The 26102-nt window shown below is 61.3% G+C and carries 24 protein-coding genes; 10 read left to right on the top strand and 14 right to left on the bottom strand.

The window, feature by feature from the left end:
* Nucleotides 1–3: 3 nt before the first annotated feature.
* The 10 genes from R8L07_20980 to R8L07_20935 form a co-directional block, all read right to left on the bottom strand.
* Nucleotides 4–840, bottom strand: a complete 837-nt coding sequence (locus R8L07_20980; protein ID MDW3208018.1) for a MotA/TolQ/ExbB proton channel family protein — start codon at nt 838–840, stop codon at nt 4–6.
* A gap of 17 nt (nt 841–857) precedes the next feature.
* On the bottom strand, nt 858–1277 hold the full coding sequence (fliN, locus tag R8L07_20975) for a flagellar motor switch protein FliN (GenBank protein ID MDW3208017.1): 420 nt from the start codon (nt 1275–1277) through the stop codon (nt 858–860).
* Nucleotides 1278–1280: 3 nt separating this feature from the next.
* Entirely contained in the window at nt 1281–2144 is an 864-nt protein-coding gene (locus R8L07_20970; protein ID MDW3208016.1) for a FliH/SctL family protein, read from the bottom strand.
* A 28-nt stretch (nt 2145–2172) separates the two neighbouring features.
* Nucleotides 2173–3189, bottom strand: a complete 1017-nt coding sequence (gene fliG, locus R8L07_20965) for a flagellar motor switch protein FliG (protein ID MDW3208015.1) — start codon at nt 3187–3189, stop codon at nt 2173–2175.
* Nucleotides 3190–3343: 154 nt separating this feature from the next.
* The gene (gene fliF / locus R8L07_20960) at nt 3344–4993 is read right to left on the bottom strand and encodes a flagellar basal-body MS-ring/collar protein FliF (GenBank protein ID MDW3208014.1); all 1650 of its coding nucleotides are present in this window, start codon (nt 4991–4993) and stop codon (nt 3344–3346) included.
* 385 nt (nt 4994–5378) lie between these two features.
* Nucleotides 5379–5648, bottom strand: a complete 270-nt coding sequence (locus tag R8L07_20955) for a DUF1153 domain-containing protein (GenBank protein ID MDW3208013.1) — start codon at nt 5646–5648, stop codon at nt 5379–5381.
* Between the two features lie 186 nt (nt 5649–5834).
* Complete coding sequence (locus R8L07_20950) at nt 5835–7319, bottom strand: flagellar hook-basal body complex protein (GenBank protein ID MDW3208012.1); 1485 nt, start codon at nt 7317–7319, stop codon at nt 5835–5837.
* 65 nt (nt 7320–7384) lie between these two features.
* Nucleotides 7385–8080, bottom strand: coding sequence for a FlgD immunoglobulin-like domain containing protein (locus R8L07_20945; GenBank protein ID MDW3208011.1), 696 nt, complete (start codon nt 8078–8080; stop codon nt 7385–7387).
* Nucleotides 8081–8136: 56 nt separating this feature from the next.
* Nucleotides 8137–9714 carry a flagellar hook-length control protein FliK gene (locus tag R8L07_20940; GenBank protein ID MDW3208010.1) on the bottom strand — a complete coding sequence of 526 codons (1578 nt, stop codon included), beginning with the start codon at nt 9712–9714 and terminating at the stop codon, nt 8137–8139.
* A gap of 287 nt (nt 9715–10001) precedes the next feature.
* On the bottom strand, nt 10002–10427 hold the full coding sequence (locus R8L07_20935; GenBank protein ID MDW3208009.1) for a flagellar protein FlaG: 426 nt from the start codon (nt 10425–10427) through the stop codon (nt 10002–10004).
* Nucleotides 10428–10660: 233 nt separating this feature from the next.
* On the opposite strand from R8L07_20935, the gene R8L07_20930 reads away from it, so the two are divergent.
* Nucleotides 10661–11089 (top strand): flagellar biosynthesis repressor FlbT, encoded by a 429-nt coding sequence (locus R8L07_20930; protein MDW3208008.1) that lies wholly within the window; start codon nt 10661–10663, stop codon nt 11087–11089.
* 5 nt (nt 11090–11094) lie between these two features.
* Here R8L07_20930 and R8L07_20925 read toward each other — a convergent pair whose 3' ends face one another.
* From R8L07_20925 to R8L07_20915, 3 genes are all read right to left on the bottom strand, one after another.
* Nucleotides 11095–11763 (bottom strand): methionyl-tRNA formyltransferase, encoded by a 669-nt coding sequence (locus R8L07_20925; GenBank protein ID MDW3208007.1) that lies wholly within the window; start codon nt 11761–11763, stop codon nt 11095–11097.
* An 80-nt stretch (nt 11764–11843) separates the two neighbouring features.
* On the bottom strand, nt 11844–12347 hold the full coding sequence (locus R8L07_20920; GenBank protein MDW3208006.1) for a flagellar biosynthesis regulator FlaF: 504 nt from the start codon (nt 12345–12347) through the stop codon (nt 11844–11846).
* A 153-nt stretch (nt 12348–12500) separates the two neighbouring features.
* Nucleotides 12501–13538, bottom strand: coding sequence for a flagellin (locus R8L07_20915; GenBank protein ID MDW3208005.1), 1038 nt, complete (start codon nt 13536–13538; stop codon nt 12501–12503).
* Between the two features lie 372 nt (nt 13539–13910).
* Between R8L07_20915 and R8L07_20910 the strand changes: the two genes are divergently transcribed.
* From R8L07_20910 to R8L07_20870, 9 genes are all read left to right on the top strand, one after another.
* On the top strand, nt 13911–14870 hold the full coding sequence (locus R8L07_20910) for a flagellin (protein ID MDW3208004.1): 960 nt from the start codon (nt 13911–13913) through the stop codon (nt 14868–14870).
* A gap of 259 nt (nt 14871–15129) precedes the next feature.
* Nucleotides 15130–17094, top strand: a complete 1965-nt coding sequence (locus R8L07_20905) for a hypothetical protein (GenBank protein MDW3208003.1) — start codon at nt 15130–15132, stop codon at nt 17092–17094.
* Nucleotides 17091–19115 carry a 6-hydroxymethylpterin diphosphokinase MptE-like protein gene (locus tag R8L07_20900; protein ID MDW3208002.1) on the top strand — a complete coding sequence of 675 codons (2025 nt, stop codon included), beginning with the start codon at nt 17091–17093 and terminating at the stop codon, nt 19113–19115. Before R8L07_20905 ends, R8L07_20900 begins: the two co-directional genes overlap by 4 nt.
* A 17-nt stretch (nt 19116–19132) precedes the next feature.
* On the top strand, nt 19133–20146 hold the full coding sequence (locus tag R8L07_20895) for an N-acetylneuraminate synthase family protein (GenBank protein MDW3208001.1): 1014 nt from the start codon (nt 19133–19135) through the stop codon (nt 20144–20146).
* Between the two features lie 6 nt (nt 20147–20152).
* Entirely contained in the window at nt 20153–21991 is a 1839-nt protein-coding gene (gene asnB, locus R8L07_20890) for an asparagine synthase (glutamine-hydrolyzing) (GenBank protein MDW3208000.1), read from the top strand.
* 6 nt (nt 21992–21997) lie between these two features.
* A complete protein-coding gene (locus R8L07_20885; protein MDW3207999.1) occupies nt 21998–23116 on the top strand; it encodes an N-acetyl sugar amidotransferase in 1119 nt (372 codons plus the stop codon).
* 28 nt (nt 23117–23144) lie between these two features.
* On the top strand, nt 23145–23873 hold the full coding sequence (locus tag R8L07_20880) for a hypothetical protein (protein MDW3207998.1): 729 nt from the start codon (nt 23145–23147) through the stop codon (nt 23871–23873).
* Nucleotides 23873–24709 carry a class I SAM-dependent methyltransferase gene (locus R8L07_20875; GenBank protein MDW3207997.1) on the top strand — a complete coding sequence of 279 codons (837 nt, stop codon included), beginning with the start codon at nt 23873–23875 and terminating at the stop codon, nt 24707–24709. The genes R8L07_20880 and R8L07_20875 overlap by 1 nt, the downstream gene beginning before the upstream one ends.
* On the top strand, nt 24706–25404 hold the full coding sequence (locus R8L07_20870) for a GNAT family N-acetyltransferase (GenBank protein MDW3207996.1): 699 nt from the start codon (nt 24706–24708) through the stop codon (nt 25402–25404). Before R8L07_20875 ends, R8L07_20870 begins: the two co-directional genes overlap by 4 nt.
* Here the strand turns inward: R8L07_20870 and R8L07_20865 are convergent.
* Nucleotides 25401–26102 carry an NTP transferase domain-containing protein gene (locus R8L07_20865; GenBank protein MDW3207995.1) on the bottom strand — a complete coding sequence of 234 codons (702 nt, stop codon included), beginning with the start codon at nt 26100–26102 and terminating at the stop codon, nt 25401–25403. The genes R8L07_20870 and R8L07_20865 overlap by 4 nt on opposite strands.

Raw genomic sequence — 26102 nt, 5'->3', positions numbered from 1 at the left:
GACCTATCCGAAATAGTCCACCCGCTGAGACGGGGGCAGAACGGTATTGAACAACATCTCGAGGCGGCGAGGGTTTTCCTGACGCCCGATTGAGGACGCCGCCATGACGTAAAGCTGGTTCAGCAGCATTTCCTCGGTCGCATTACGCTCCATCTTGGAGGCCAGGGGCGTGAACACGACGTTGGACAGCAGGGCGCCGTAGAAGGTGGTCAGCAGCGCGACCGCCATGGACGGTCCGATCGTATTGGGGTCGTCGAGATTTGCCAGCATCTGGATCAGCCCGACCAGGGTACCGATCAAGCCCATGGCCGGGGAAATTTCCGCTGCCTTCTTCAGGATCGAGACCGATCGGCTCTGACGCTGGGCGATGGCCTGTACTTCGCGCCGCATGATGCGTTCGACATCCTCCCCCGGCGTGCCGTCGACGACCATGGACAGGCCGGCCCGCAGCATTTCGCGGTCTTCGACGGCGGGCATGTAGCTCTGAATGGCCAAGACACCGCGATAGCGGGCGATCTGCGCCAATTGCAGGAGCTGCGTCGCGGCCTCGCCGGCGTCCAGGTTGCTACGGAAGAAGGTTCGCCCGACGGTGCGAAAGGCCCCCGCCATGTCACGAAGCGAGAAACAGGCCGTAACGACGCCAAAGGTGCCGCCGATGACGATTAGAACCGAAGGATAATCAATGAAGGAACTCGGGCTGCCGCCCAGAACGATGGCCGTTCCGATCAGAATGGCAGCGCCGAGAATGCCGAAAATCGTGGCGATATCCACCGACCCGCGGGTTGCGGGTTGGGTGAGGGGGCGCTGACCGCCTTGTCCCGGCTGCGTATCGGTTGCCATCGACGCCCTCTGTCCGATCAGGTCTGCGACTTATCGGATTTGATGATTTCCGTCATGGTCACGCCCAACTTGTCATCGACCAGAACCACCTCGCCACGCGCGACAAGCCGGTTGTTGACGTAGATGTCGATCGCTTCACCGACCTTGCGGTCCAGTTCCACCACCGCGCCGCGGCCCAGTTTCAGCAGCTGACTGACCTGCATCGACGCCTTGCCCAAAACCGCGGCAACCTGCACCGGGATCTCGTAGACGGCCTCCAGATCGCGGGCACCCGTCGGCGCCATCAATTCGGCGGCACGCGGGTCGAGGTAGTCGTCCGTACTGGTGCCGTCTCCGAGCTCCTGCAGATCGAAGTCGTTCGGCGTGGCACCGCCTTCGGCCGCCACCGCTTCCGGCGGTTGACCGTTTTCGTCCTGGGGATCGTTTTCGTCTGCCATATCCTATCGCTCCTCCGCCGGGTCCGGACCGGGATCCATCCCGGTATCGTCCGGCGTTTCGTCAGCCGCGTCCAGAGCGGCATCGGGCTGCGGCGCCTCCGCGGGCTGTGACATCACGGCCTCGCGGCTGGGTTCCGCCGCCTCGTCCTCGTTCAGTTCCGCCTCGATCCGGGCCACGGCACGGTCGATGGCTTCATCGATGGCGGATTTGATCGTCTCGTATTGCCGTTCCGCGCCGCCGGCTCCCCAATCTACACGAACGTCGGACGGACCCAGTTCCTCATCCGTCAGAAGACGGATCTGACCTTCGAACCCGGCGCGCTGTGCCGCCTTGTTCAGCCGATCCCCCAGCAAGTCCGCCGTTTCCTCCGACAAATGGATCGTCAGGCGCCCTGGATCTTGCAATTCAGCCAGGCATTCTGACACGACGGCCAGGGCCTCGTCGCAGCCATGCTTGCGGATATAGACCGGCATGATCTTCGTCATCAGTTCCTGCACGATCCGCGCCATGTTGGCCTGCGCACGCTCATTCGCGTTGCGCTGTGCCTCACCCAGCTCGGACACCAGCGGCGCCAGGCGCTCCAGCAGGTCGTTTAACTGCTGTTCCAGCGAGTCCATCGCCTCGGCATGGCCTTCGCGGAATCCGTCGGCATGCCCCTCCATGTAGGAGTCCTGCTTGGCCGCGGCGAGGTCGTCCTCGGTATAGATGACCGGAACTTCGGGTTCCGCGGGTTCGGCCGCCTCCGATTCCGCCGCAGCCTTCTCCTCGGCCGCCTTCTTCAGGGCAGTCAGGTCGTTGCCGCGCTCGTCGAACGTGCGCTCGAACAGGAACGGCTTCATGTTTACCTTCCGGGCCGATTTCGCCATTACAGGGCGGCTCCGTTGCGTTCCGCGCTCAATAGATCAACTCGTCGTCGGCGCCGCCTTCGGAGATCACGATCTCGCCCTTGGCGGCCAGGTCCTTGGCCAGATTGACCATCTCCATCTGGGCCTCGTCGACGTCGCGCAGACGGACCGGACCCATGGCATTCATGTCCTCGCGCAGAATCTTGGCGGCGCGTTCGGACATGTTGGAGAAGAACATTTCCTTGATCTGCTCGGACGAGCCCTTCAGGGCCGTGCCCAGCTTGTCCTTGTCGACATTCCGCAACAGCGTCTGGATTCCGCTTGGATCCAGTTTCTGCAGATCCTCGAAGGTGAACATCAGCGCCTTGATGCGTTCCGCGCTGTCGCGGTTCCGCTCTTCCAGAAGCGTCATGAACCGGTTCTCGGTGTTCCGGTCCAGCGCGTTGAAGATTTCCGCCATCATCTCGTGGCTGTCGCGTCGCGCCGTGCGGGCCAGGTTGGTCATGAACTCGTTGCGCAGGGTGCGTTCGACATCGTCCAGGACCTCCTTCTGCACGGCCTCCATGCGCAACATGCGCATGATGACCTCCATCGCGAAGCTCTCGGGCAGGGCGGCCAGCACCCGGCTGGCATGGTCCGACTTGATCTTCGACAGGACGACGGCGACGGTCTGCGGGTATTCGTTCTTCAGATAGTTGGCGAGGACGACTTCGTTCACATTCGCCAGCTTGTCCCACATTGTCCGGCCGGCGGGACCACGGATTTCCTCCATGATCTGCGCGACCTTGTCCGGGTCCAGGGCCTTGGCCAGCAACCGTTCGGTGGACTCGTAGGAACCGACCAGCGATCCGGTGGAGGAAATCTGCTCCGCGAACTCCACGAAAAGGCGCTCGACCAGATTGGAACTGACCGTGCCCAGATTGGCCATGGTCTGGGAAATCTCGCGGATTTCCTCGTCGTCCATATGCGTGAACAGCTTGACCGCGTTGTCCTCGCCGATGGCCAGGATCATCATGGCGGCTTTCTCTGGGCCGTTCAGACTTCTGTAGTCGTCGCGTACGCGCATCGTTCCGGTGTCGCCAATTTCTCTACTCGCATCCGCCCGGACGCGGGACCGGTCGCCCCCGGCCGCCCGGGTCGGGCATCCAATCCATCCTTATACGGCGAGTCCGGCGGTTCCAACATGGTAAACCGCTGGAACCCGACGCGTTTCACTAAATTTAGTTCGATTCCTGATACATCCAATTCCGCAGGATCGAAACGGCCTCTTCCGGATGCTTATCGACGATCTCGCCGATCTTCTTCAGGGACGACGCCTTCACCCGGCCTTCGATATGGGCGATGTCGATCATGGATTCGAACTCTTCGCCACCCTCGTGCGGCACCATCGCGCCTTCCATGCCGCCTGCCGCGGCGACGGCGCCGCCGGACTGATCGGTGATCATGGTCGGCTGATCCGCGGCAGCACGCGCGGCGGCGGCCTGTTGCTGCATGTCCAGCAGCCGGGTTACCAGCGGGCGGACGATCACGAAGGCGATCAGCAGCACCAGCAGGGCGATGATCGACGTCTGACCGATTGCGCGCAGATCGGACACCGGGATCGGGATGCCCAGCACCTCCTGCTCGTCCAGCGGCTCGTAGACCGGCACGTCCTCGAAGCGCAGATTGTGGATGGTCACCTGATCGCCGCGGCCGCGATCGACCCCGACGGCGGATTCCACCAGTTCCCGCAGAACTTCCATCTCCTCGTCAGAGCGGCTTTCATAGGTGCCGTCAGGCTGGCGGATGCCGTCGACGACGACGGCAACCGACAGGCGTTCCACCCGGCCTGGCGGCACAATACGTTCCGTGCGGGTGTTGCCGGTCTGGAAATTCTGGATCGATTCCGTGCTGGTCGAGGTTTCGGTATCGCCTGACGCGCCCCCGCCCAGCCCGCCGGCGTCCGGGAGGTTGTTTCCGACAGTCACATTGTCCTGGGCTGCTTCGGAAGACTGCGACGTGTTTTCCGTCTCGCGGGAGGAGACCAGGACCTGTTGTTCCGGGTCATAGGACTGAATGTTCTGAACTTCCTGGGAGAAATCCATCTCCGCGCTGATTTCGACCCGCGCCTTGCCGACGCCGACGACGCGTTCCAGCATTTCGGTGACCTTGCCCGAAAGACGGCTTTCGAAGCCGGTGCGCATGTCGGCAATACTGTCCGCGCCCAGGCCACCATCGTCGGTGTCGCCGCCGCCATGGAGCAGGGTGCCTCGATCGTCGATGATGGTGATCTTCTGCGGGCTAAGCTGCGGAACCGCGGTCGCGACCAGTTGCTGGATTGCGGCCGTCTGCGTGCGGTCCAGACGGTAGGCGCCGCGCATCTTGATGATGATGGATGCGGTTGCCTGCTGCGGCGTACGGGTGAAGACCTCCCGGCGCGGCATCACGATGTGGACACGGGCGCCGCGCACATTGTCGATCGATGCGATGGTCCGCGACAACTCGCCTTCCAGCGCCCGCAGCCGGTTGATTTCCTGCTCGAAACTGGACTGTCCCAGGCTTTCGTCTCGGTCGAAGATGTCGTAGCCGACGACCCCACCGCTGAGACCCTGTTCGGCGAATTCCAGACGGAGTTGCGAGACCTGATCGCGCGGCACGGAAATCCGCGACTGGTCGTTGGACATGCTGTATTCAACGCCGCGGCTGGCCAGTTGATCGGCGATCTGGTTTGTCGATTGGGGGTCCAGGTCGCTGTAGAGCAGGGCCATTTCCGGCTTGGCGCCGTTGATGACCAGGAATAGCAACAGACCCAGCATGGTTGCGGTCCCGGCAACGATCGCCGTCAGCCGTGGCATGCCGATATTGCGAATGGTATCCAGCAGTCCGCCCACAGTTCCGCTCCTCTGTCTTCCGGCCGCCAGGAAAAGGTCCGTCCGCCATGACGTCCCTCCTGCCGGAATCCCCAAGGCCGGAGACCGAAATCCTGGTCTACCGGCGTCTCCCTATGCTCTAGCGTCGAATCGATTGCCAGGGCGATTCGCGTTTTCTGCCGGTCCGATTCGTTCCTTGCAGCCAGCATGCCAGCCGAAGTAACCAGAAGAAATCAGGTCGGCAGAAATTGCCTATCTCCTTGCGAAAATAACCCATATTCGTTTTGGTGCAAGGAGAAATGCACCAGATATAGACTAAACCCCAGGGGAATCTCCAATAACAAGTATGACACACAAAACCTGTGATTCGACTTCTTGGAATCAGGACTTGAGTCTTTTCAGACCGTTAGCGTGAGTCCTGCCCCTCGCGATAGTGATGGAGGCGTGTCACCCTCAGCCCCCGCACACCATGCCGTTCCACCATCTGGCGCCACCCGGACAATTCTTCCGGCGTCAGATCGTATCGCTGGCAGGCCTCCCGCTCCGTTAGGATCCCGGTCTCGACCGCGCGTACCACCTGTGCCTTTCGTGAAATCACCCATCGGCGTGTATCTGCCGGTGGAAGTGCGATCTCCGTTTTCTCCGCTGTTCTACCTGCCTTGCCGTGTTCGGCCATCGTTTTGCCCTCCGCGTTCTCACTTCTCTCGAACTCCCTCTGCAGGGAAGAATGAGCTTAAAATATTAATAAAGGATAAATATGTCTAAAATTTTATTGAATGCGCATGATCGCATATCCCAAAGAAACAGGGCGCTTCCGGTGGAAGCGCCCTGAAGTGAGGCAGATTTGGTAGGGGTAAGAAGGTTAACGTTTCGCTCGGATCAACTCGTCGAGCATCTCGTCCGCCGTTGTGATGATCCTCGTATTCGCCGCAAAGGCGCGCTGCGTGACGATCAGTTTCGTGAACTCGTCCGCCAGATCGACCGTGGATTGTTCCAGTGAGGAGGAGGCAATCTGGCCCGCCCCACCGGTATTCGCCACCTTCACAACCGCCTGACCTGACTTGTCGGTCTGGGCGAAGACGTTCCCGGTGCGCGGATCCAGGCCGTTCGGGTTGTTGAACGTGACCAGCGGCACCTGGAACAGCTGACGCTGCTCACCGTTGTCGAACAGGGCAGTCACGACACCGTTCTCATCCACCGAGACGGAGGACAGGGAGCCGAACTGCTTGCCGTTCTGCTGAATGTCGTTGATGACGCTGGTACCCTCGAACTGGCTGACCCCGTCTGAGCCGTTGATCGATCCGAGGTTGATATCGATTGCAACGGCATCGCCCGATGTCGTGGCATCGCCGTCGTAGTCGACCATGACCTGCATCGTGTTGCCGCCGGTCAGCGCGAAGCCGGTGTTGTCATTGGCGCCGTTGGGGCCGTTGAAAACGGCGGCAAGCGTTCCGTTCGGATTGAACTGGACACTGCCGAAGTTCACACTGGTGCCGCCGATGGCGGTGTCGGCGTTCCCCGAATAGTCGCCGCCGTTGACGAATGCGTTGGTTTCAGCCGTTCCCAACTGGTCATCGCCCGCGGTGTCGGAGCCGGCACCGGTATCGACATCGGCTGCCGTCCCGTCATTGTTGGTATCAAGATCGACGAAGTTCCCCGCAGACAGCGTCCCCGTTACGTTCCAGGTGTTCGCCGACGCGCCCGACTTCGTGAAGGTCAGCGTCAGGGTACGCTGGGCCCCCTGACGGTCGAAGATCTGAATGGAGGTATCGAACGTGCCCGCGGTCGCCGTGGAGGCCTGCAGGTTCGCGGCCAGCGTTACTTCGGATGATGCAACGGGGGAGGCGGACTGGCTTGCTACGTTCACCCCGTTCATGGCGGTCAGAACGTTCGTGACGTCAAACCCGGTATCGGTCGAGTTCCGGCCGAAGCCCATCAGGAAGAACCCGCCGGAATTGACGAGGTTCCCATCCTTGTCCGCGCGGAATTCGCCGGCGCGGGTGTAGAAGATTTCCCCCGTCGGCTCATAACGGTTGGTGTTCGAGTTCAGCGTCACCTGGTCGGTGACCGCGAAGAACCCCTTGCCGGAGATCGCGAGGTCGGTCGATGCCGTCGAAGCGGCCAGCAGGCCCTGAGCGTCGATCTCACGGCCCACCTTGGACTGCACACCACCGGAAGCGAAGAGGGTTTCCGACGCCTGGGTCGTAACCAGGGTCGAGAAGCGCGGGCGGTTCACCTTGTAACCGACCGTGTTCACGTTCGCGATGTTGTCCGAAATCATGGCCATTGACTGGCTCTGCACGAAGAGGCCGGACACGCCGGACCGCAAACCACCGAAGATACTCATTTTCTAATCCTCCGCTCCTCGAAAGGCGTCCCTGGGGACGAAGTATGGACCAGCGTTGCCGATGATCAGGCGCCTGCCGGGTCGTCCACCCGTGTGACCCGCGACAGCGGGATTCTGACATTGCCCATCAACAGGGTCGTCGCGCCGCTGTCGAATTCGATACCGGTCACCGTTCCCTCTGTTCTGTAGGTAATTTTCTCGATCGGCTGATCGTCCTCGGTCAGCGCGCCAACCTGAAAGCTGTAGGATCCGTTCGGCAGGGTGTTTCCCTGCTGATCCTTGCCGTCCCAGGCGACTTTATGCTGGCCGATTTCCCGCGAAATGCCGGTGATGACGCGCACCAGATCTCCTGCGCTATCGTAGATTTCCATCGTCGCGGCGTCCGCCTCTTGCGGCAGGGTATAGGACAGGGTGACCTGCTCGCCCTGGAAATTGACTTCGTTGTAGTCCGCCTGGATGTTCTTGCCCATGAAGCCGACCGCGGTGCTGGCCTCGTTCAGGCGCGTCAACGCGATCAGGTCCTCCAACTGGCCGCTCTGGCGCACCGACTGTTCGACATCGGCGAACATGACCAGCTGATTGGTGAATTCATGGGTATCGAGCGGCGACAGCGGGTCCTGGTTCTGCAACTGCGTCGTCAGAATGGTCAGGAAGTTGTCGAAGTTCGACGCAAGACTGTTCAGAGACTGCAGTTGTTCCACGGTCTGGTTCGGGGTGTTGACCGAACCGTTCTGAAGCAGCGAATTGATGTCGTTCGCCATGGGTCACTCTCCTCGCATCGCCCGGGCATAGCCGGCGGACGGATTGCGCCTCTCTCCTAGATCTTCACGTCCAGGCGGCCATCGCTGTCGAAGCCGCCGGTCTCTTCGAAAATGAAGCCGGTCTCCAGCATGTCGTCCCCGGCAAGGTCGGAGCCGGACTGGCCGCCATTCGCGGTCTTCTGCTGTCCGTCGCCATCGCCCGCATTCTCACCCTGAAGCGAGAAGCTGAGACTGTTCTCGTCCGCCTGCATGCCGGCATCGTTCAGGGCCTGGACCAGGCTGCGCGAATCCTGGCGCAGCATGTCGAGGGTTTCCGGACGCTCGGCGGAGACAACGGCCGTCATCTTGCCGTCATGGGTCATTTCCATCTTGATCTCGACCTTGCCGAGCTCCTGCGGGCGCAACTGAACCGTGATCCGATCCTGGCCCTGGGAAACGCCCTTCTGAATGTTCACGGCCACCTGGTCGGCCACGACATGGGCCGGCACCGGCGGCGGCCGGTTGGCGCTGGCCGCCGGGTTGGGCGCCGTGCGGCCCTGGATGCTGTTGTTCTGGCCCATCGTCGCTGTGCCACCGGTCGCGGCGTCAACGGTCGTGCCGCTCTGTGTCGAACCCGTCAGGGCCGAGAACTGACCACTTGCGGCGGCCGCGCGCGGCAATCCGGCGGCCGTCGGATTGGCCTGGGGGTTGTTTTGGGCCTGAGAGGCGGCGGCGTTGCCCTGGGCGCCTTCCGCCCCGGACTTCGCGGCGTTCTTGGCCTGCGCATTGGCGGAGCCACCCGCAGCAGCCTGTGCTTTCAGACGATTGAAGATGTTGTTGGCCCCATCTTCGGCTTCGACGGCGGCGTCGCCGTCAGCCTCGGCCTGGGCCTGGATGTCGGCGGCCACGGATTTCTTGCCGGCTGCTTCGGCATCCACGGCCGCGCGGGCACTCAGGGTCGTCTGCGGCTGCGACGAGACCTGCTTGGAGTGATCGGTTACGGTCGCGGCAATCTTGTTGTTGCCGGATTTCGCCGCCTTCTTCGCCGCCTCGGCCAGTTCGGCGGGCACCTCTTCTGCGGGCACGTTCTCCGCGGCGGCGGTGCGCTGTGCAGCCTTCGCGGCGGCGGAGCTGTTGTTCTGGGCAGCGGTGTTGCCATCGCCTGCCTTGGTTTGGTTCTGACCGTCGGTCCGGCCCTGGTTATTCTGGGCGGCCGCGGTGTCGCCTCCATCCGTCGCCTTAACCTTGCCCGCATCCGTGGGCTGGGCCTGTTGTGCGCGCGGGCGGTCGACATCGGCGACAGCCGGGGCGGCTGCTGCCGTCGCGGCATCGTCATCCAGGCTGTTTGTCGGATCGAAATCGTCAACGCCGTCGTCGTTGGACGTATCCTCGCGGCGGTCGACGATCGGTGCCTGCTGGCGGTCTGCGACGACTTTCTGCGGCAGGTTCAATGTGTTGTCGAGACGTGTGAAGACGATATTGGCCGTCAGGCGCCCCTTCAACAGTTCCGCAAACCGGGTTTCGAGAGAACCGGCCTCCGTACCATCGGCGGCCTTGTTGCCGTCCTCGTCCTTCGAGCGGTCGCGGTTTGTCCGCGTCGCTTCCGTGACGGAAAACAGATCCTGGTACTTCTCGTTCGTGCTGCTCACCGACATGGCACATCTCCAGTGTCAAATCTGCCGGGGATGCAGCAAGCGGCGGGCCAATCTGGCGAGGGCGTTCTAGGGAACTGTTATATAAGGGATTTTTCTGTGGGGTTGGCGCCGGGCGGGTAGGGGGCTTGCCTGTGTCGGCAGTTTCATCCGGGTCGATTCCAGCAGTGAGGCGGAATCTTCTGCCCGGGCCCGGGGAGCATCAACGAGGAGTCGCAACAGGTGCGATGAACGCCTGCAACGGCGCCGGAGATTTCCGGCACCGTCCGATGCGAACCCTGATCGGGAGATCAGATCGACTGATCGAAAGCCTGCGAACTGGCGCTGGGCCGCGCGGTAATCCGGTCGACCTGCGACTGCAGGAACTCGATCAGACTTTCCGACGGAATTCGGCGGATCACCTCTTCCGTCCGCGGCAAAAGGATTTCCAGGAAAACCCGGTCTTCCTCGACATCGAAGTCGACGCGCGTACGCAAGCCTGCAATCTCCAGGTCCTGCAGGGCCGAAACGCCTTGCTCACGCTGGGAGCGTTCTTGACGGCGCAGGGCGTCGTCCTCCCGGGCATTGGCTTCGGTGTTCTCGGTCGCAGCCGTCACGACGTTGTCCGGCACGTTTTGAACCGTGCTGGTCGCGCCTGCCTGTGCCGTTGCGTTGGGGGCCGGCTGCGACTGGCTGTTCTGCTGCAGCGGCACTTGCGGTGTAAGATTGACGTCCATTTCTCGTCTCCTCGACAGCTTCTGCTATCGTGCGTGTGGTCCCTGGGTGTCCGAAAGATTCAGGGATATTGGCACGGACACACCAGTCCACTGCACTCAATATGACGTCAAATCTCGAAAATTGCAAGTCTGGGGCGGCGCGAGGACGGTTTGCGCCACAAATGCGAACCATTATATAGAAACTGTCAGTACCGGCGCGGCCCATCGCGTCCGAGAACGGGAGGGATTGTGTTATGCCGCTGCGAATCAAGCTGCCGTCAAAGGAACGGATCATCATCAATGGCGCCGTTCTGGAGAATGCCGGCGAGGCGACGACAATCGTTCTCCATAACCGGGCGGACATCCTTCGACGCAAGGAAGTGATGAGCGAAGAGGATGCGCAAAGCCCGGCGCGGCGGATCTACTACGCGCTGCAATGCGCCTATATGTTCGAGGATGAGCGGCCCAAATATCGCCAGATCGCCCTTGAGTTCCTGCAACAGTACGAGAGCGCGGCGCCGAGTGCCGGGGATCACGTGAAGAAAATCCGGACGGAGATCGAAAGCGGTTCGCTTTACAATGCACTGCGTGCGACGCATCCGCTCATCGAACACGAGACCGAGCGGTTCAAGAGCCTCGGACTTTGGCCCGTGGAAGAAGAAGCCGCCGGCGAGGACGCCTGAAGGGTTCAGGTCGGCCCCTGCGATGCCTTGAGGAGCAGGGATTTGTGTTCCGAAGCAAGCCCGGCCGCTTCATGGTCCGCCGGCAGGGGCGTGTAAACCCAATTGAATGCGCGCAGTCGCCGGTCCAGCTCGACCGGGTCGACGTCTCCGGGGACACGGCGCATGGCGTCGAAATGGGCGAGGGTCGTCTTTCTGCCCGACCAGGTCTCACCATTGCCGTCCAGATCGGCATTGAGTGTCGCCAGGGACACGACATTGTTGAGGAAGAGCCGCGCAAGACGCTGATAGGCAAGGATTGCCAACGCACCGGCGGTGGTCAAGCCATGGGTCGGGAAGCGTTCGCAGTCCAGGATCTCCCCTGAATCGACTCGGGCGACCATGCGGTGAAAAGTGACGCCGAAGATCTTCGACTGATCGTAGCATGCGAAGGCAGAAGGTCGGTTGCCGGGGTATTCGGGCGGTCCGGGGTGAAAGTTGTAGGCACCCCCGCCGTAGAATTTCAGCTCCGGGCCCGGGACGACGACCGATGTCGAAAACCCGATGAGCCTGGCATTGCCGCTGAGCCTGTTGCGCGCTGCAACCATTTCGTCGACACTGCCGGCCCGCACAATTCTCAACTCGCCGGCACACCGCTTCAAGGCCGCTTCGCAGAAAGCGGCCTCGGGTTTCTTCATTAACAGCACAATGTCTATGGGGCCGGAATGCTCCACCGCCGTTGGCGGTGGCTCGGGCACTGCGTGAGGTGCCGTCCCGCTCACGCCTCGTGATCGGTGGCGGCCGGCTGAAGTGTCGGCGGGGCTTGATCGTTGTCGGCAGCAGCCGTGTCGCTCGCCTCGGACGACTTGTTGGATTCGGCGAACTCGCGACGCAGCCGCTCCGCCTCTTCCACATCATCCGACGGACTGCCCAGCAGGCCGGCGCCAATCTGCCGGTTGATGTTGACCAGCACCGTCAACTTCGACGCTTCCGGGTTGGCGATGAGTTCTGCCGACCGCTTGTCGATGAAGTTCGACAGGTTGATCAGGTTTTCGCGGATTGCCCGGGGGGTCTGACATTCCGGATCGACGAGTTCCGCCTGAAAGATCGTCCACAGCCGCCAGTTCAGACGCACCACATCGCGAATTGCGGCGATATTCTCGGGGACCTTTGCTGCGTCATCCAGGCGCCTTGCCAGTTCGATCAGCGCATAGCCCTCTGTTGCCTGTGGCGGTGCATTTTCCAGAGCGGCGCGTTGTTGGGACGCGTATGGATTCGACATGGTACCCCGGGCAGCTTTTGTTCAGCGGTTCGATCATCATCTGGTCCAGTCTGGATGCGTTGACCAGCCGCGACGATGAGTTTGTCAGTCTATCATTGCTTCGTAAAGGTGTGGTTAACGTTCACTCCATCCAGCCCGCAAGACATAAATCATTCAGCGCAGGAAATTGACCAGCGTAAGCTGACTTTGCCGCGCGATCGTCGTGAAAGAGGCCTCCAACTGCGTCTGCAGGGATGATATGCGCACCGCCACCTCCGCTTCATCCGCCACGGTCAAATCGTCCAGTGCGGTCTGGGAAATGGTGATGAATCCCTCATGGATCTGCGACGTTCTTTCCAGCTCGTTCAGGATCGTGCCGTTGCTGGCCTGAAGTTGGCGAAGTTGCGTGCGTGCGGTGTCGAGGGCGTTTCTGGCGTCGCCGAGAAATTCCTCGCGTTCATCTTCGGTCAGACCGGACTGGGCCGCCGATTTCAGACGCAGCAGGCCTTCGACCAGATTCTGGAAGGCGGGTTCTGTGGCGCGAAGGTTGTAGTTGACCGGCTGCTTGTCGGTGATCGTGACTCGCAGCCGGGCATAGGCCGCCGCGTCGATCGTGTTGGCCCCGGCAAATCCGGTCAGGTAGGATTCCACCGAAGCCGCGCCGCCGGCGTCTACCGTGTGTTGGGGCAGGGTGTCGGCGGTCTCGATCGCGTTCGCGGTGGCGCCGTTCGATACCAGGTCCGTCGTATTATACAGCGTCAATGTCCGCAGATCCGTGACCGGCGCCGTTCCGAAATTGGACCCGGCGAAAATGAAGCGGTCGCCCAGCTTGATGTTCAGGTTGGCCTCAAGCTCCAGCATGAAGTTGTTCGCCAGCACGGTCGTTGTCGTAGGAAAGTCCACATCCTGACTGGACAGCGGCTCGGCCGCGGAAAGGGCGTCCGACGTCATCTCGACAAGCCGCTCCAGGATCGCGTCATAGGAAGCGGCGGTGGATTGGGTCACCTCAATGGAGCGCAGATAGGATTCCCGCGCCTCGATGTCTTTGCGAAGATCGACGATCCGTGACGCATCCTGACCATAGAACTTCAATTCCTGAAAATTCTGGCCGGTAGCCAGTGAGAAGTTCAGGCGGTCCAGTTGCTTTCGGCTTTGTGTGATGAAGGACAGGTTCTGGGCAAGAACCCCCGTCACGCTGACTCTTGAAACCATGGCTCGATGTTCCTTCTGCCTGTCGCTCGGCCTTGCTTCTGCTGCGTTCGAACGACGTCAGCTTTTCAAGCAAGAGGCGTGCCATGACTGTGGTCGGGATGCCAGGACCTGCATGCGGCCTGACGGGCGGCCGTCCATCGGTTTTCGTCGCGGGCCCGGTCAAATTGGTGTAATACGATGCCGAAGCGTTCATGCGCCAATGTCAGGTTTCGGGGCGGAATGGTGTGAAGCGGTGGGGCGGAAACGAGGAGTCGCTTTTTTGTTGACAGCCTGTTCGGCAGCTTCTATATCCGTCAATGTTCGAGCGAAGTCGTTCGACCCGTCCGCAGAAGCGTGACGTTACATATTGGCAATCCAGAAAGGAACTGAGCCATGTCCGGTGATATTACCCTTACTTCCGCCCAACGTAGCGCTCTGCTGACCCTGCAGAACGTCGCGGATTTGTCTGACCGCACCCAGAACCGCCTGACGACCGGTAAGAAGGTCAACTCGGTGGTCGACAATGCGGTGTCCTTCTTCCAGGCGAAATCGCTGAGCGACCGCGCCACTGACTTCACCGACCGTAAGGACGGTATCGATCAGGGCATTTCCTCCATTACCGCCGCCCTCGACACGCTGGACAGCGTCGACTCGCTGCTCAAGCAGATGAAGGGTGTTGCCGAAGCCGCGAAGACCCAGACCGCCACGGAGCGCGCGTCGTCGACCACGCAGTTCGAAGAGCTGGGCAACCAGATCTCGCAGCTGATCGAAGACGCCAGCTATCAGGGCTTGAACCTGCTGAACAACACGGGTTCGCAGCTGGATATCGCGTTCTCGACCCGTACGGCCTCGCGCCTGCAGGTTGACGGTTTCGACCTGAACGCCACCTCGGTTACGGCCACGGGCACGCGCTCGCTGTTCACGGGCATCAACACGGTGGTTGCCGCCGGTACCTTCGGAGCGAACGTAAGCTTCGTCGGTCTGTCGTCTCTGACCGCCACGGGCCTTGCGAACACGGACGCCCTGTCCTTCACCGACTTCAACCAGATCGGTACGAACAACTCCTATCTTGCCGCTGTGGATGACATCGTCTCCAACCTTGACCTGGCGATCAGTCGCGTTCGTTCGGTCTCCGCCGAACTGGGTACCAACGTTGCCATTCTGCAGACCCGCGTTGACTTCACCGAAGCCTACGTGAACACGCTGCAGGGCGGTGCAGACAAGCTGACCCTGGCCGACCTGAACGAAGAAGGCGCCAACCTGGTTGCCCTGCAGACCCGCCAGCAGCTGGGTATCCAGTCGCTGTCTATCGCCGGTCAGCAGCAGCAGGCAATTCTGGCCCTCCTGAACTAATCGAGGCCGGAATAGAGTGAGTTACGCCGGGGCCCGATCACCATCGGGCCCCGGTTTGTTTTTCCGGTCTGACTGATCATCCGTAAGTACCGGACGGGCGGGGCGGTTCCTTCCAGGTCATATCCGATATCCCCCTTGCGTGGACCGGGCGAAAAATCGACGATACCGATCGTTGAGAACGAAGGCACAATCCGAATCAAGGCATTGTCGCCGTCCAGCAAATCCGTACGAGTGACGGGCACGGGAGCGAAAGAACGGCATGTCCGACGGCGGAAGTACATTCGACCTTAGCTTCGACATTCCTTCAGGGTTCATGATGGGGGGAAACCCCGCGGTCGTGGACTGTTTGCGGTGTCTTGAGGAACACAACACGGAACAGGCCCTGGAGGCCGTGGAGCGGTTGAAGAACGAGCAGGGCGAAACGCCGCTTGTCCGCCATCTCCTGGCGCTCTGCATCTGCCGGCTCGGCCGTGTCGTTCCGGCGATACGACTTTTGCAGGCCGCCCATGACGAATCGCCCCAGGCATTCGAACATGCCGAGGTTCTGGCGGCACTACTCAGCCTCGTCGGACAAAGAACGGAAGGTGTTTATTTCGCCAAACTTTCGACAGCGTTGAAACCGGCCTATCCGGAATACAGGTTGGTTCCACGCTGGCTGATCGGGTTCGGCGCGGCAATGGTCATCGCGACCGAGAACCCGATCGTCGAGAACGGATATCTCCTGATCCAGGACGGTGCCTATGAACGGGCGGCTCAGGATTTCATAGATGCCGTCGATCTCGACAGGACGAATGTCGAAGCCTGGAAGGGGCTTGTGGACGTCAATCGGCTGCGCAGCCGCCCGGGCAACAGCCTGCGTGCAGCGGAAGCCTATGCCTCTCTGAAAGCGGACGATCCCTGGGCACTGTGGACGTTGGCGCGGTGTCGTCTGGAAATGGGGCTGGTATCGGAAGCATGGGAAACGGTCAACGAAGCGCTGACCCTGGCGGGACCGGACTGTGCGATTGCACAGGGACTGCCGGCCCTGGTGCGCTGGGATGAAAACACGCCCCAGGAATTGTCGCGGCAGTTGTCCGATGCCTGGAACGCCTTGGCGAATGTGCAGCCTGTCGGGGTAGAAGTGCATGTCCGTGAATCGGAGAATGCCCGTTTCCGCGTCGGAATTCTTTCCGGGTCGTTGAAGTCCGGTTCCGAAAGGGCTGCCCTGTTGTCGACCATCGATGAGAGCCTGGGGCGCGCCGCGGATCTGCACTACTACTCCAATTCCGAAATCGAGGACGCGGTCTCCAGGCGCCTGCGACGCAGCGCCCAGCGATGGCGCGATATTTCCCGTGTCGATGACGAGACCGTTGCGACGATCATTCAGAATGATGAAATCCAGGTTCTCCTGGACCTTGACGGCTACGACTGGTCGGGCCGTCCCGGGGTGACGGCGCGCATGCCGGCCCCGGTTGTTCTATGCCTGTTTGGCGAGCCCGGGGCGGTGCCGGGGGCGGAGCATGGTGTCCTTGCCCTGGGGGACCCGTTTGCACCCGGATTTTCGCCCGACATGGCAGGCGGCATCATTTTGGACAAAGGGTTGTCGACATGGCCCCTCTATGTCGAGCCCGAGGAAATGGCGGATGCGGCCGCCGCACCGCCGACCATGCGTGTGCTGATCGATGCGGATGCGGGACGTCTGTCTTCCGGTTTTCTGAACAGCGTGGCAGAGGCCGTCCGCAAGGGGATGAGCGGAACCCTGACCATTCGCGGTGACGATCCGAGCGACAGCTTGGCCACGGAGATCCTCAGCAAGCGATTCACAGAGGCGGGACTGAGCCTTGATACCGTCAGGCGGGTATCCCGAGACCATCCGATTGAGGGTCTGTTGGCCGAATCCGACCTGTTCCTAGACGTGAATCCCGTGCCGTCGATGGAAAGCGCGCTGACGGCGCTTCGGTTCGGCATTCCGGTTCTGTCGCGGATGCCGGCGCGGCCACAGAATGCCGCCGTCGCGAGCCTACTCTACTGCCTGGGACTTTCCGACTGGCTGCCGAAGGATGATGCGGCGCTGGCAGACCGCCTGGCGGAACTTTCTCAAGATGTGCCGGCATTGCGCGCCGCCCGTCAGCAGGTTCGAAAGGCCGTGACCGATGCGGGATCGCTGGATGCCCGTATTGCCCGTGGGCGCGCCTTCACCGCTCTGTTCGACCGGTTGCTCGCGGCGGCCAAGGAGGCAGCATGATTACGCTGAATTTGAAATCCGACCCGAAGGCGGCGGCGCTATACAACCGCAATATCGAGGCGATCCGCCGCCATGTGCCCGACATTGCGGACCGGCTACAGGCGTTGGAAGAACCGGTTTCCAAGGTTGTTCAGACCGATGACGGAGACATGAACCTCGATATCGGGCACACGCTGTTCTACGAGAAGGGCGTCGGCAAGTTCGTGGACGAACAATACGAGGGGTATCTTAAGGAGCCGTATCGTATCGACGTCGGCTGGCCGATCCCTGACAGCGACCCGCCGCAGATCATGACCAAGGTTGCGATCCGCCGGCTGACCCAACTGGCGAAGGCGAATGGAATCGAAAGGATGCCCGGCGGGAAGCAGCGCGGGGTAACCGGGTTCGCCGTGTCGCTCGGGGTCGGGATTGGCGACCATATCGGCCGGCTGCTGCGCGATCACGACGCCCAGTCCCTGATCGTCGTTGAACAGTTCATCGAGTTCATGTGGCACTCGCTGCATCTGAACCCCTGGCACGAGTGGATCGACATCGTCGAGAAACGCAACGGCCGGGTTTTCATGATCTTCGACGACAACCCCGCTTCGGCATCATCGGAACTGACGGATGCGCTCAGGTCGGACAATGGCGGGACGCTGGATGGAACGCTGATCTACACGCATTACCGGTCCCATCTGGTGCGCGAGATTCATCGCGGCCTGTCGGACCAGATTTCCTATATCGGTTCCAACCGCGGCTTCTTCGAAGACGAGAACATCATGATCATGAACGCGAGCCGGAATTTCCTGGCACGCGAACATGCCGTCTGGCGCAGCCGTCCGCGCCGTGAAAAGACCTGTCCCGCCTTCGTGGTCGCGGCGGGGCCGTCCGTCGACATGGCGATCGATACGATCCGGGAATACAAGGATCGTGCCGTTATCATATCCTGCGGATCGGGGCTGAAGGTACTCCTGTCGCAGGGCATTCGGCCCGACTTTCATGTCGAGGTGGAAAACACCTTCGGTCAGGCCGATATTCTGGAGAAGGTGGCGTCGCAGCACGATCTTTCCGGAATCACCCTGGTTGCGGCCGCCACGGTCAATCCCCGGACTGCGGCCGTGTTCGACAGGGTAATCTTCTTCCATCGCGATACGGTCTGCTCAACCCGCTTCTTTGAGCTGGACGGGCATCCGGTTTTCCTCGCCGTACCCACCGTCTCGAACGGGGGGCTGCGATTTGCCCTCGGTATGGCTTTCAAGGAGGTCTATCTGTTCGGCGTCGATCTCGGGACCCGCATCCCCGACTATCACCATTCAAAGGCGTCGGCCTACTATACGGACGAGGAGTTTATGTTCTCGTTCCAGGGCACCAAGGAATCCACGATCATGCCGTTCACGACCGAGGGTAATCTCGGGGGAACGGTCATGACCAATGACGGGTTCCTGCTGAGCCGGCTGTTCATGCAGAAGCTGGCGCGGGCCTATGCCGGGTATACTGTCTACAATTGCTCGGACGGTGTGGACATTCCATTTACCGTGCCGAAACTGCCGGCAAAGGCGAAGTCGGCTGCCAGCCCCAAGGATCGGGCGAACGCTATCGATCTCGTTTTCAGGGAGGTTGAGCACTACGCCCAGGGCGAATGTATCGACCTTGCCCGTTATCGGGAACTTCGCGAAAAGACGATCGCCTGGTACGAGGACGCCCATGTCGTGATTGACCGTCTGGCAGAGGACGAAACACCGGATGTCTTCAAGGCCTATGACAGGCTCTGGAAGCTGTTCCAGCCGCCAACGGAGGCGGAGTTCGACCCAATTGACGCCGTCGTATGGCAGAACAATTTCGGCACAGTAATGACCCTCTACAATGTCTATTTTCGGATGCACCGACGGGTCGCGGACACGGACGCGCCGCGCGTCTACCAGTTGTTCCTGTCCGAACTCAGATGTTTCCTGAAGGACATGGAGGCCATTCTCCTCAGCGTCATTGACTTGCTGATGGAGGAAACAGAGCAGGTCAAGGCGGAGCAGTCGCTTTCCGCATGAGGAGAGGCCATCAGGCAATGGAACTTTTCGGTGTCGACCTGTCGCAGCGCCCGGCGCTGATCGCCGAAGTTGGTGTGAACCATGAGGGTAGCCTGGATAAGGCGCTGGAATTGCTCGGTTTAGCTGCGCGCGCCGGGGCAGATGCGGTCAAGTTTCAAAGCTACACACCAGAGCGCTTTATCGCAGCAAATGACGCCGAACGGCGTGCACGGGTGGCCCGTTTCGGGCTGGATGAGGCCGCGCACCTGACCTTGAAAGCAAAGGCGGAGGCACAGGGCATTGCCTTTTGCTCCTCCGCGATCAGCGAGGACTGGGTTCCCTTCCTGGCCGAACATTGTGCCGCGATCAAGATTGCCAGCGGCGATATCGATTTCGAACCGGTGATCCGGGCCGCCAGTGCGTCCGGGAAGCCTGTCATCGTGTCCACCGGCACCGCCGATTTGGCGGAGGTTCGGCGTGCGGTCGCTTGGGCGCGGGAGGAAATGGGCCAAGCTGTGGTGGAGCGTCTTGCCGTGCTGCATTGTGTTTCGGCCTACCCCACGCCACTGGACCAGGCCAATCTGACGGCGATCCCGACCCTCGCCGCGGAACTGGACCCGATCACGGTTGGATATTCCAATCATGTGATCGGTCCGGAGGCACCCATTGCGGCGGTCGCGCTGGGTGCGAAAGTGGTGGAAGTGCATTTCACCGATCAGAAGCAGGGGCGGGATTTCCGGGACCATGAATTGTCCTGTGACCCGGATGACCTCGCGTATCTCGTGAACATCCTTCCCAAGATCGCTCAATCGCGCGGCAGCGGTGAAAAGGTCCCGCAGGCCTGCGAAGATGGAACCGGTCCTGCCATTCGCAAGGGATTGACCGTGGCCCGGGATTTGCCGGCCGGACACGTCCTGTCGCGTGCCGATCTTGTGTTCACCCGGCCGGCGACCGAATTTCCGTCGCGCTGCATTTCCGCCGTGGTCGGGCGCAAGCTCCTGAAGCCGGTTCAGCAGGGATTTGTGCTGCAGCGCGACGCCGTAGAGGAGTAGTCGGCGATGTGCGGGATTGCCGGGCGCCTGGCAGCTTCGCCCTTGTCGATCGATCGGCGCCGGGTCGTGCTGAACCGGATGCAGCGGCGCGGGCCGGACGGTACGGGTTATTTCTGGTCTGACCGTTCCGATGGCCGGATTCTGGAACTGTTTCACAGCCGACTCTCGATCATCGATCTCGATGCCCGCTCGGATCAGCCGTTTCGCAAGGACGGCCTGACCCTGATCTACAATGGCGAAATCTACAATTACCTCGAATTGCGGCGGGAGCTGGAGGGGCTGGGGCACCGGTTCGTCACCACCGGTGATACCGAGGTCCTGCTCGAAGCCTGGCGGGCCTGGGGCGTCGAGGCACTTGATCGGCTCGTCGGCATGTTCGCTTTCGCCATTCATGACGCGCAAACCGGGCGTGTGACCCTGGCGCGGGACCGGTTCGGGGAAAAGCCGCTCTATCTTTGGGATCGCGGTGCAGACGGATTTGTGTTCGCATCGGAAGTCAAGACGCTGGCCGCGCTGGCAGGGGCCCGTCCGGACATCGATCGACACCAGCTGCGCCGCTATCTTGTGAACGGATACAAGGGCCTACGCCGTGACGGTCGGACGTTCTATCGGGATATCCGGGAACTGCCCGCCGCCCATGCAATGGTGCTGGACCCGGGAAAGCTGCCGACCCTCGTTCGCTACTGGTCACTGGCCTATGCCCCGGAGAAGATGGACGCCGCGGCGGCGCAGGAATCTGTGAACGATGCCCTGCAGCAGGCGGTGTCCCGAACCATGCGTGCGGACGTTCCGGTCGCGGTGCGGCTGTCCGGGGGTATCGATTCCAACGTCGTCGCGGGGCTGGCCCATCATCGCATGGGCGCCGATATCACCTGCTTTTCGATCATCGAGGATGACTGGCGGTATGATGAATCGGCGATGATCGCGGAAGCGCTGAAGGCTCTCGATGTCAGAAACCGGCAGATTCGGATACCCAGGGAAGGATTCCTGGATCGCCTGGACGACATGATCGGCTATTTCGACGGTCCGCCGCTGACCATTTCCTATTACCTGCACTACCTGGTCAGCGAAGCGATCCACGAAGATGGGTTCAAGCTGGCCCTTGGCGGAACCGGTGCGGACGAGGTCTTCAGCGGCTACTACGATCATTATCTGTTCTGGCTTGCCGAAATGCAGGACGAGCCTGACTTCGACCAATTGGTGGTGGGCTGGCGCGAGACCTATGGCCAGTTCGTCCGCAATCCGCATCTGCAGGACCCCAGGGCGTTCATCGACCGGCCGGGCGCGCGCGATCACATCTTCCTGGGGGCGGGTGGGTTTGCCGGCTTCCTTACGGAGCCGTTTGACGAACCGCATGCGGAAATCGACTTCTGTCCGGCGCAGATGCGGAACCGGATGCTGAACGAACTGGTGCGGGAAACCGTGCCGGTCATGCTGCATGACGATGATCTGGCTGCGATGCGGTGGTCGGTCGAAAATCGTGCGCCCTATCTGGACCGGGATCTGGTGGAGACCCTGTTCCGGATTCCCAGCCGGCATCTGATCCAGAACAATCTGCCCAAATATCTTCTGCGGCAGGCAGGGAAGGGGATCGTTCCCGATGTCATCCTCGACAATCCCAGAAAGCAGGGAATCAATGCACCGGTCACGTCCTTCGTCGACTTTACCGATCCGGCCATCCGTGATCGGCTGATGCAGGACGGTTCATTCTTCGACATCGTGAAACGCGACCGGTTCGACGCTCTGCTGTCGTCGGAGATCGAGCGAAACAGTGACAGCAAGTTCCTGTTCTCGCTGCTGGCTGCCAGGATCTTCCTGGACCGGCACGAGGCATGGACGGAATAGGCGACCATGCGTTATTGCACCCAATGTATCCTTCCCGACACACGGCCGGGCATCCGCCTGGACGAGAACGGTGTCTGCACGGCGTGCCACGGACATCGCGACAAGGAGGAGCGCATCGACTGGTCTGCCAGGGCGGCCGCTTTCGAAAAGCTTGTTGCGGAAACGAAGCAGCGGTCGACCTCCTATGACTGCATTGTGCCCGTTTCCGGTGGCAAGGATAGCTGGTACCAGATCATCAAGGCGAAGGAGGCCGGCCTCAGTGTGCTGGCCGTAACCTGGCGCACCCCGGCACGGACGGCCATCGGCCAGCGTAATCTCGATGCCATGATCCGGAACCTTGCCGTCGATCACATCGACTACACCATCGATCCGGACGTCGAACGCCGCTTCATGAAGGCGGCCTACGAGGAGCGCGGGACGACCGGACTGCCGATGCATATGGCGCTGTTCGCAATTCCGATCCGACTGGGCATTCAACTGCGCATCCCCTTGATATTATGGGGGGAAAACCCGCAGCTCGAATATGGCGGAAGCGAATTGGAACGCCTGTCGGACCGCCTGGACGCCGACTGGCTGTCGCGGCATGGATGCCTTGAATCAACGGATGCCGATCACTGGGTCGGCCGGGAAGGACTGACGCCGGAGAACTTGCTGGCCTATCGGGTTCCAATGGACCCGGATTTCGAAATCCGGTCTGTCTTTCTGGGGGCTTTCTTTAAATGGAATAGTTTTAAAAACACCGATATCGCCCAGAAACATGGGTTCGAATATGGTAAACAGGACTTGAAAACGGGCACATGGGACTTTGCTGACATCGATTGCAATTTCATTTCATTGCATCATTTCTTGAAATGGTACAAATTCGGCTTTACGCGTGCGTTCGACACGCTGTCGGTTCAGATCCGTTACGGCATGATAACGCGGGATGAGGCGATAGCCGAAATCGCAAGCAAGGGGATGGAGATCCCCAAAGACGATATTGCCGCGTTCTGTGCGTTTCAGGATCAGCCCGAAAGCTGGTTCTGGGAGGTGGCGGAACGGTTCCGGAATTCGGACGTCTGGCAATGGGACGGGACTGTGTGGCGGATTCCGGGATTCCTGATTCCGGAATGGCGCTGGAATTGAACCGTTTGGAGACGGGTCTGAGTTCGAGATGATGGAGCCAAAAAGCCTGCGGGTCGGGATATTGACGACCGACACCCCGCATCACACGCGGTTTGTGCAGGCCCTAGCCGAAAAATGGACGATCACGCGGGTCTTCGAGGAGAAGCGCAGCATCAGCGCGACCTTCGAAACCAGGCATGCATTCGAAGACCAGCGGGACGCATACGAGGTGGACCAGTGGTTCGGCGGCAAGGGGAAGTGTCTCGCCGATGTCGCGGATGTACAGACCTTTTCCGACCTGAACGGGCCGGAGGCGGAGGCCGCGATGCGCGATGCGGGCTGCGACGTGCATCTGGTCTTTGGCACCGGAAGGCTGGAACAGCATATCATCGATCTGACACCGGACCGTTTCGTCAATCTGCATGGCGCCGATCCGGAACACTATCGTGGCCTCGATACGCATCTATGGTGCGTCTATCACCGGGATTTCCGGGGGCTTGTCACCACCCTGCACAAGGTCAGCCCGAAGCTTGATCGTGGCGGGGTGGTCATGAAGATGCCGATCCCCCTGACCCGGGGCATGGAACTGTACCAGCTGCGCAAGGCCAATACGGAAATCTGCATCGAGATTTCCAATCGCGGTCTGGAGATGATGGCTTCCTACGGGCAATTCATCAGCCAGCCGCAATTGTATATCGGGCGCCATTACTCATTCATGCCGGCGGTTCTGAAAGAACGCTGCGTTCGACAGTTCGCCGAATACACAGCGACCTTGTGATGACCGGCGGCGCGGGGCGGGAGCCAGACATTCATTGTCCGGTGACAGGGGCCCGCGACTGGACCCTGGTGAAGTCCTACGCCGCCAGACCGGAGGGGGAGACGGATTTCGGCTTCGACCCCTATCGTCGCGATCTCTATCTCAGCCCATCCACCGGGCATGTCGTAAACCGTCACGGCATGGACCTGGGGGGGCTGTATGGCGGCGATTACTGGGACAGGACCTACGGCGGCGGTCGGATGGCCAGGGTCTTCGACAAGATCATGTCACTCCCGGAAGGCGCTTCCGACAACCGGGGGCGTGTCGCCTATGTCAACGCCGGCTGGCGCGCTCTTGGCCATGATTCCGGCGCAACCTTGCTGGATGTTGGATCGGGGCTTGCCGTCTTTCCCGCGGCCATGCGTGCCACAGGTTGGCGGGCTACCGCCCTTGATCCGGACCCGCGCTCCGCCAGGCATGCGGAGGAGAAGGCGGGCGTGGAGGGGCTGGTCGCCGATTTCATGACGGACAGTCTGGATCGCCATTTCGATCTGGTGACCTTCAACAAGGTTCTGGAACATGTCCCGGACCCGGTTGCGATGCTGGCCCGTACGAAGTCCGTGCTGGCACCGGGGGGCGCGGTCTATGTGGAACTGCCGGACGGCGAGGCCGCTCTTGCGGCGGAAGGCCCGGACCGCGAAGAGTTCTTCATCGAGCACTATTGCGCGTTTTCAGCAGTATCCTATGCCCTCTTGGCGCGCCGGGCCGGATTCCGGCTAGAGCGTGTCGAACGATTGGTCGAGCCCAGCGGAAAGTACACATTGCGCGGGTTCCTGACCGCGGAGACAGGGGCGTGATACCCGAAGGCTGCAGCCTGCGCCCCTTTGACAGCGAGATGCTGGGGCGCCCCGTCTGGTATCTGGAGGACCCGCGGCAGGCGGCTGACGCCGTGGTCGCGGCAAGGGCGGACGGGGTCGGCCTCATCTTCCATCGCGGGGAAGGCGGTTCGGAACAGCCCCTTGCAGGCGCCGGATTTCGGGCGGTCGAAACCCTTGTGACGCTTGTGGCGACGTTGCCGGTCGGGACAATGGCGCTTCCAAACGGTTGCCGATTGGGGCAGCGGCAGGACGGCGATGCGGTCGAGGCTATCGCGCGTGCCGCGTTCCGCAGTGACCGCTGGCATACAGACCCCGCGATTCCCGATGAAAAGGCGCATGCTTTCAAGGGCGTCTGGGCACGTAACGATCTGGAAGGTCGCGCCGCAGCGACCCTGGTGACCGTGGCGGAGGATGGGACTGTGTCGGGCTTCAACGCCCTTCTGGCACGCGACGATGATCTGATCATCGATCTGATCGCGGTCGCGCCGCAATATCAGGGAAAGGGCATGGGCCGCTTGCTCGTGCACGCGGCACTTGCCTACGGTGCCGGCCGATATCGGACAATCCGTGTCGGTACTCAGGCGGCGAACACCGCTTCCCTGCGCCTTTATCGGTCGATGGGGTTTGAAGAGATGTCCAGGGCCGTCACCTGGCACTGGACACCGCCCGATTAGGCGATTGCGGGCAGCCCGGCCAGAATTTCGTCCAGACTGGCGGTGATCGGATCGCGAAGATTGGCGATCAGCTTCCGCGCGCGTTTCAGATCTTCCTCTGTATCGACCGCGATCGACAGCTTTTCGTAGCCCGGATCGTCGGGCAGCACGCTGGTGATGCGGAACGCGTCCGTATGTTCGTACGCATACAGGGTGACATGTTCGCGATAGGCAAGATCGTCCGTGGCATCCAGAATGCGCTGGATCGCCGTCTTGGACACCGCCTCCGCACTGGCGCCGATCGGAAAGGATCGCGGAAAGACATTGGTCGCGATATCCACATCCGCGTCCAGATAGGCCGCGGCGACCCGGTCCACGACCGCCGGGTCGGCGAACGGGCTGTCGCCGCAGATCCGCAGAAACCAGTCGAGCCCGTTTTCATCGCACGCGTCGCGGCAGCGTTTCGCGACATCCAGGGCATCGCCGCGATAACATCCGATCCCTTCGGCACGCGCAAAATCTTCCAGCGGGTCGTCAACCGGCCGGTCCGTTGTCGCCAGGATCATGTCGCTGACATGGCCGCAGCGGCGCAGGCGATCAATTGCCCGCCCCAGTACAGGGCGGCCACCCAGATCCATCAGGCCCTTGCCCGGCAGGCGCCGGGAGTCGAGCCGGGCCAGCAGCAACATGGCCGCCGGTCCGCGAGCGGTGGCGGTCAT

It is taken from the genome of Alphaproteobacteria bacterium (assembly GCA_033344895.1).
GTDB lineage: Bacteria > Pseudomonadota > Alphaproteobacteria > UBA8366 > Aestuariispiraceae > Pacificispira.
This window is presented reverse-complemented; position numbering and strand designations above follow the sequence as displayed.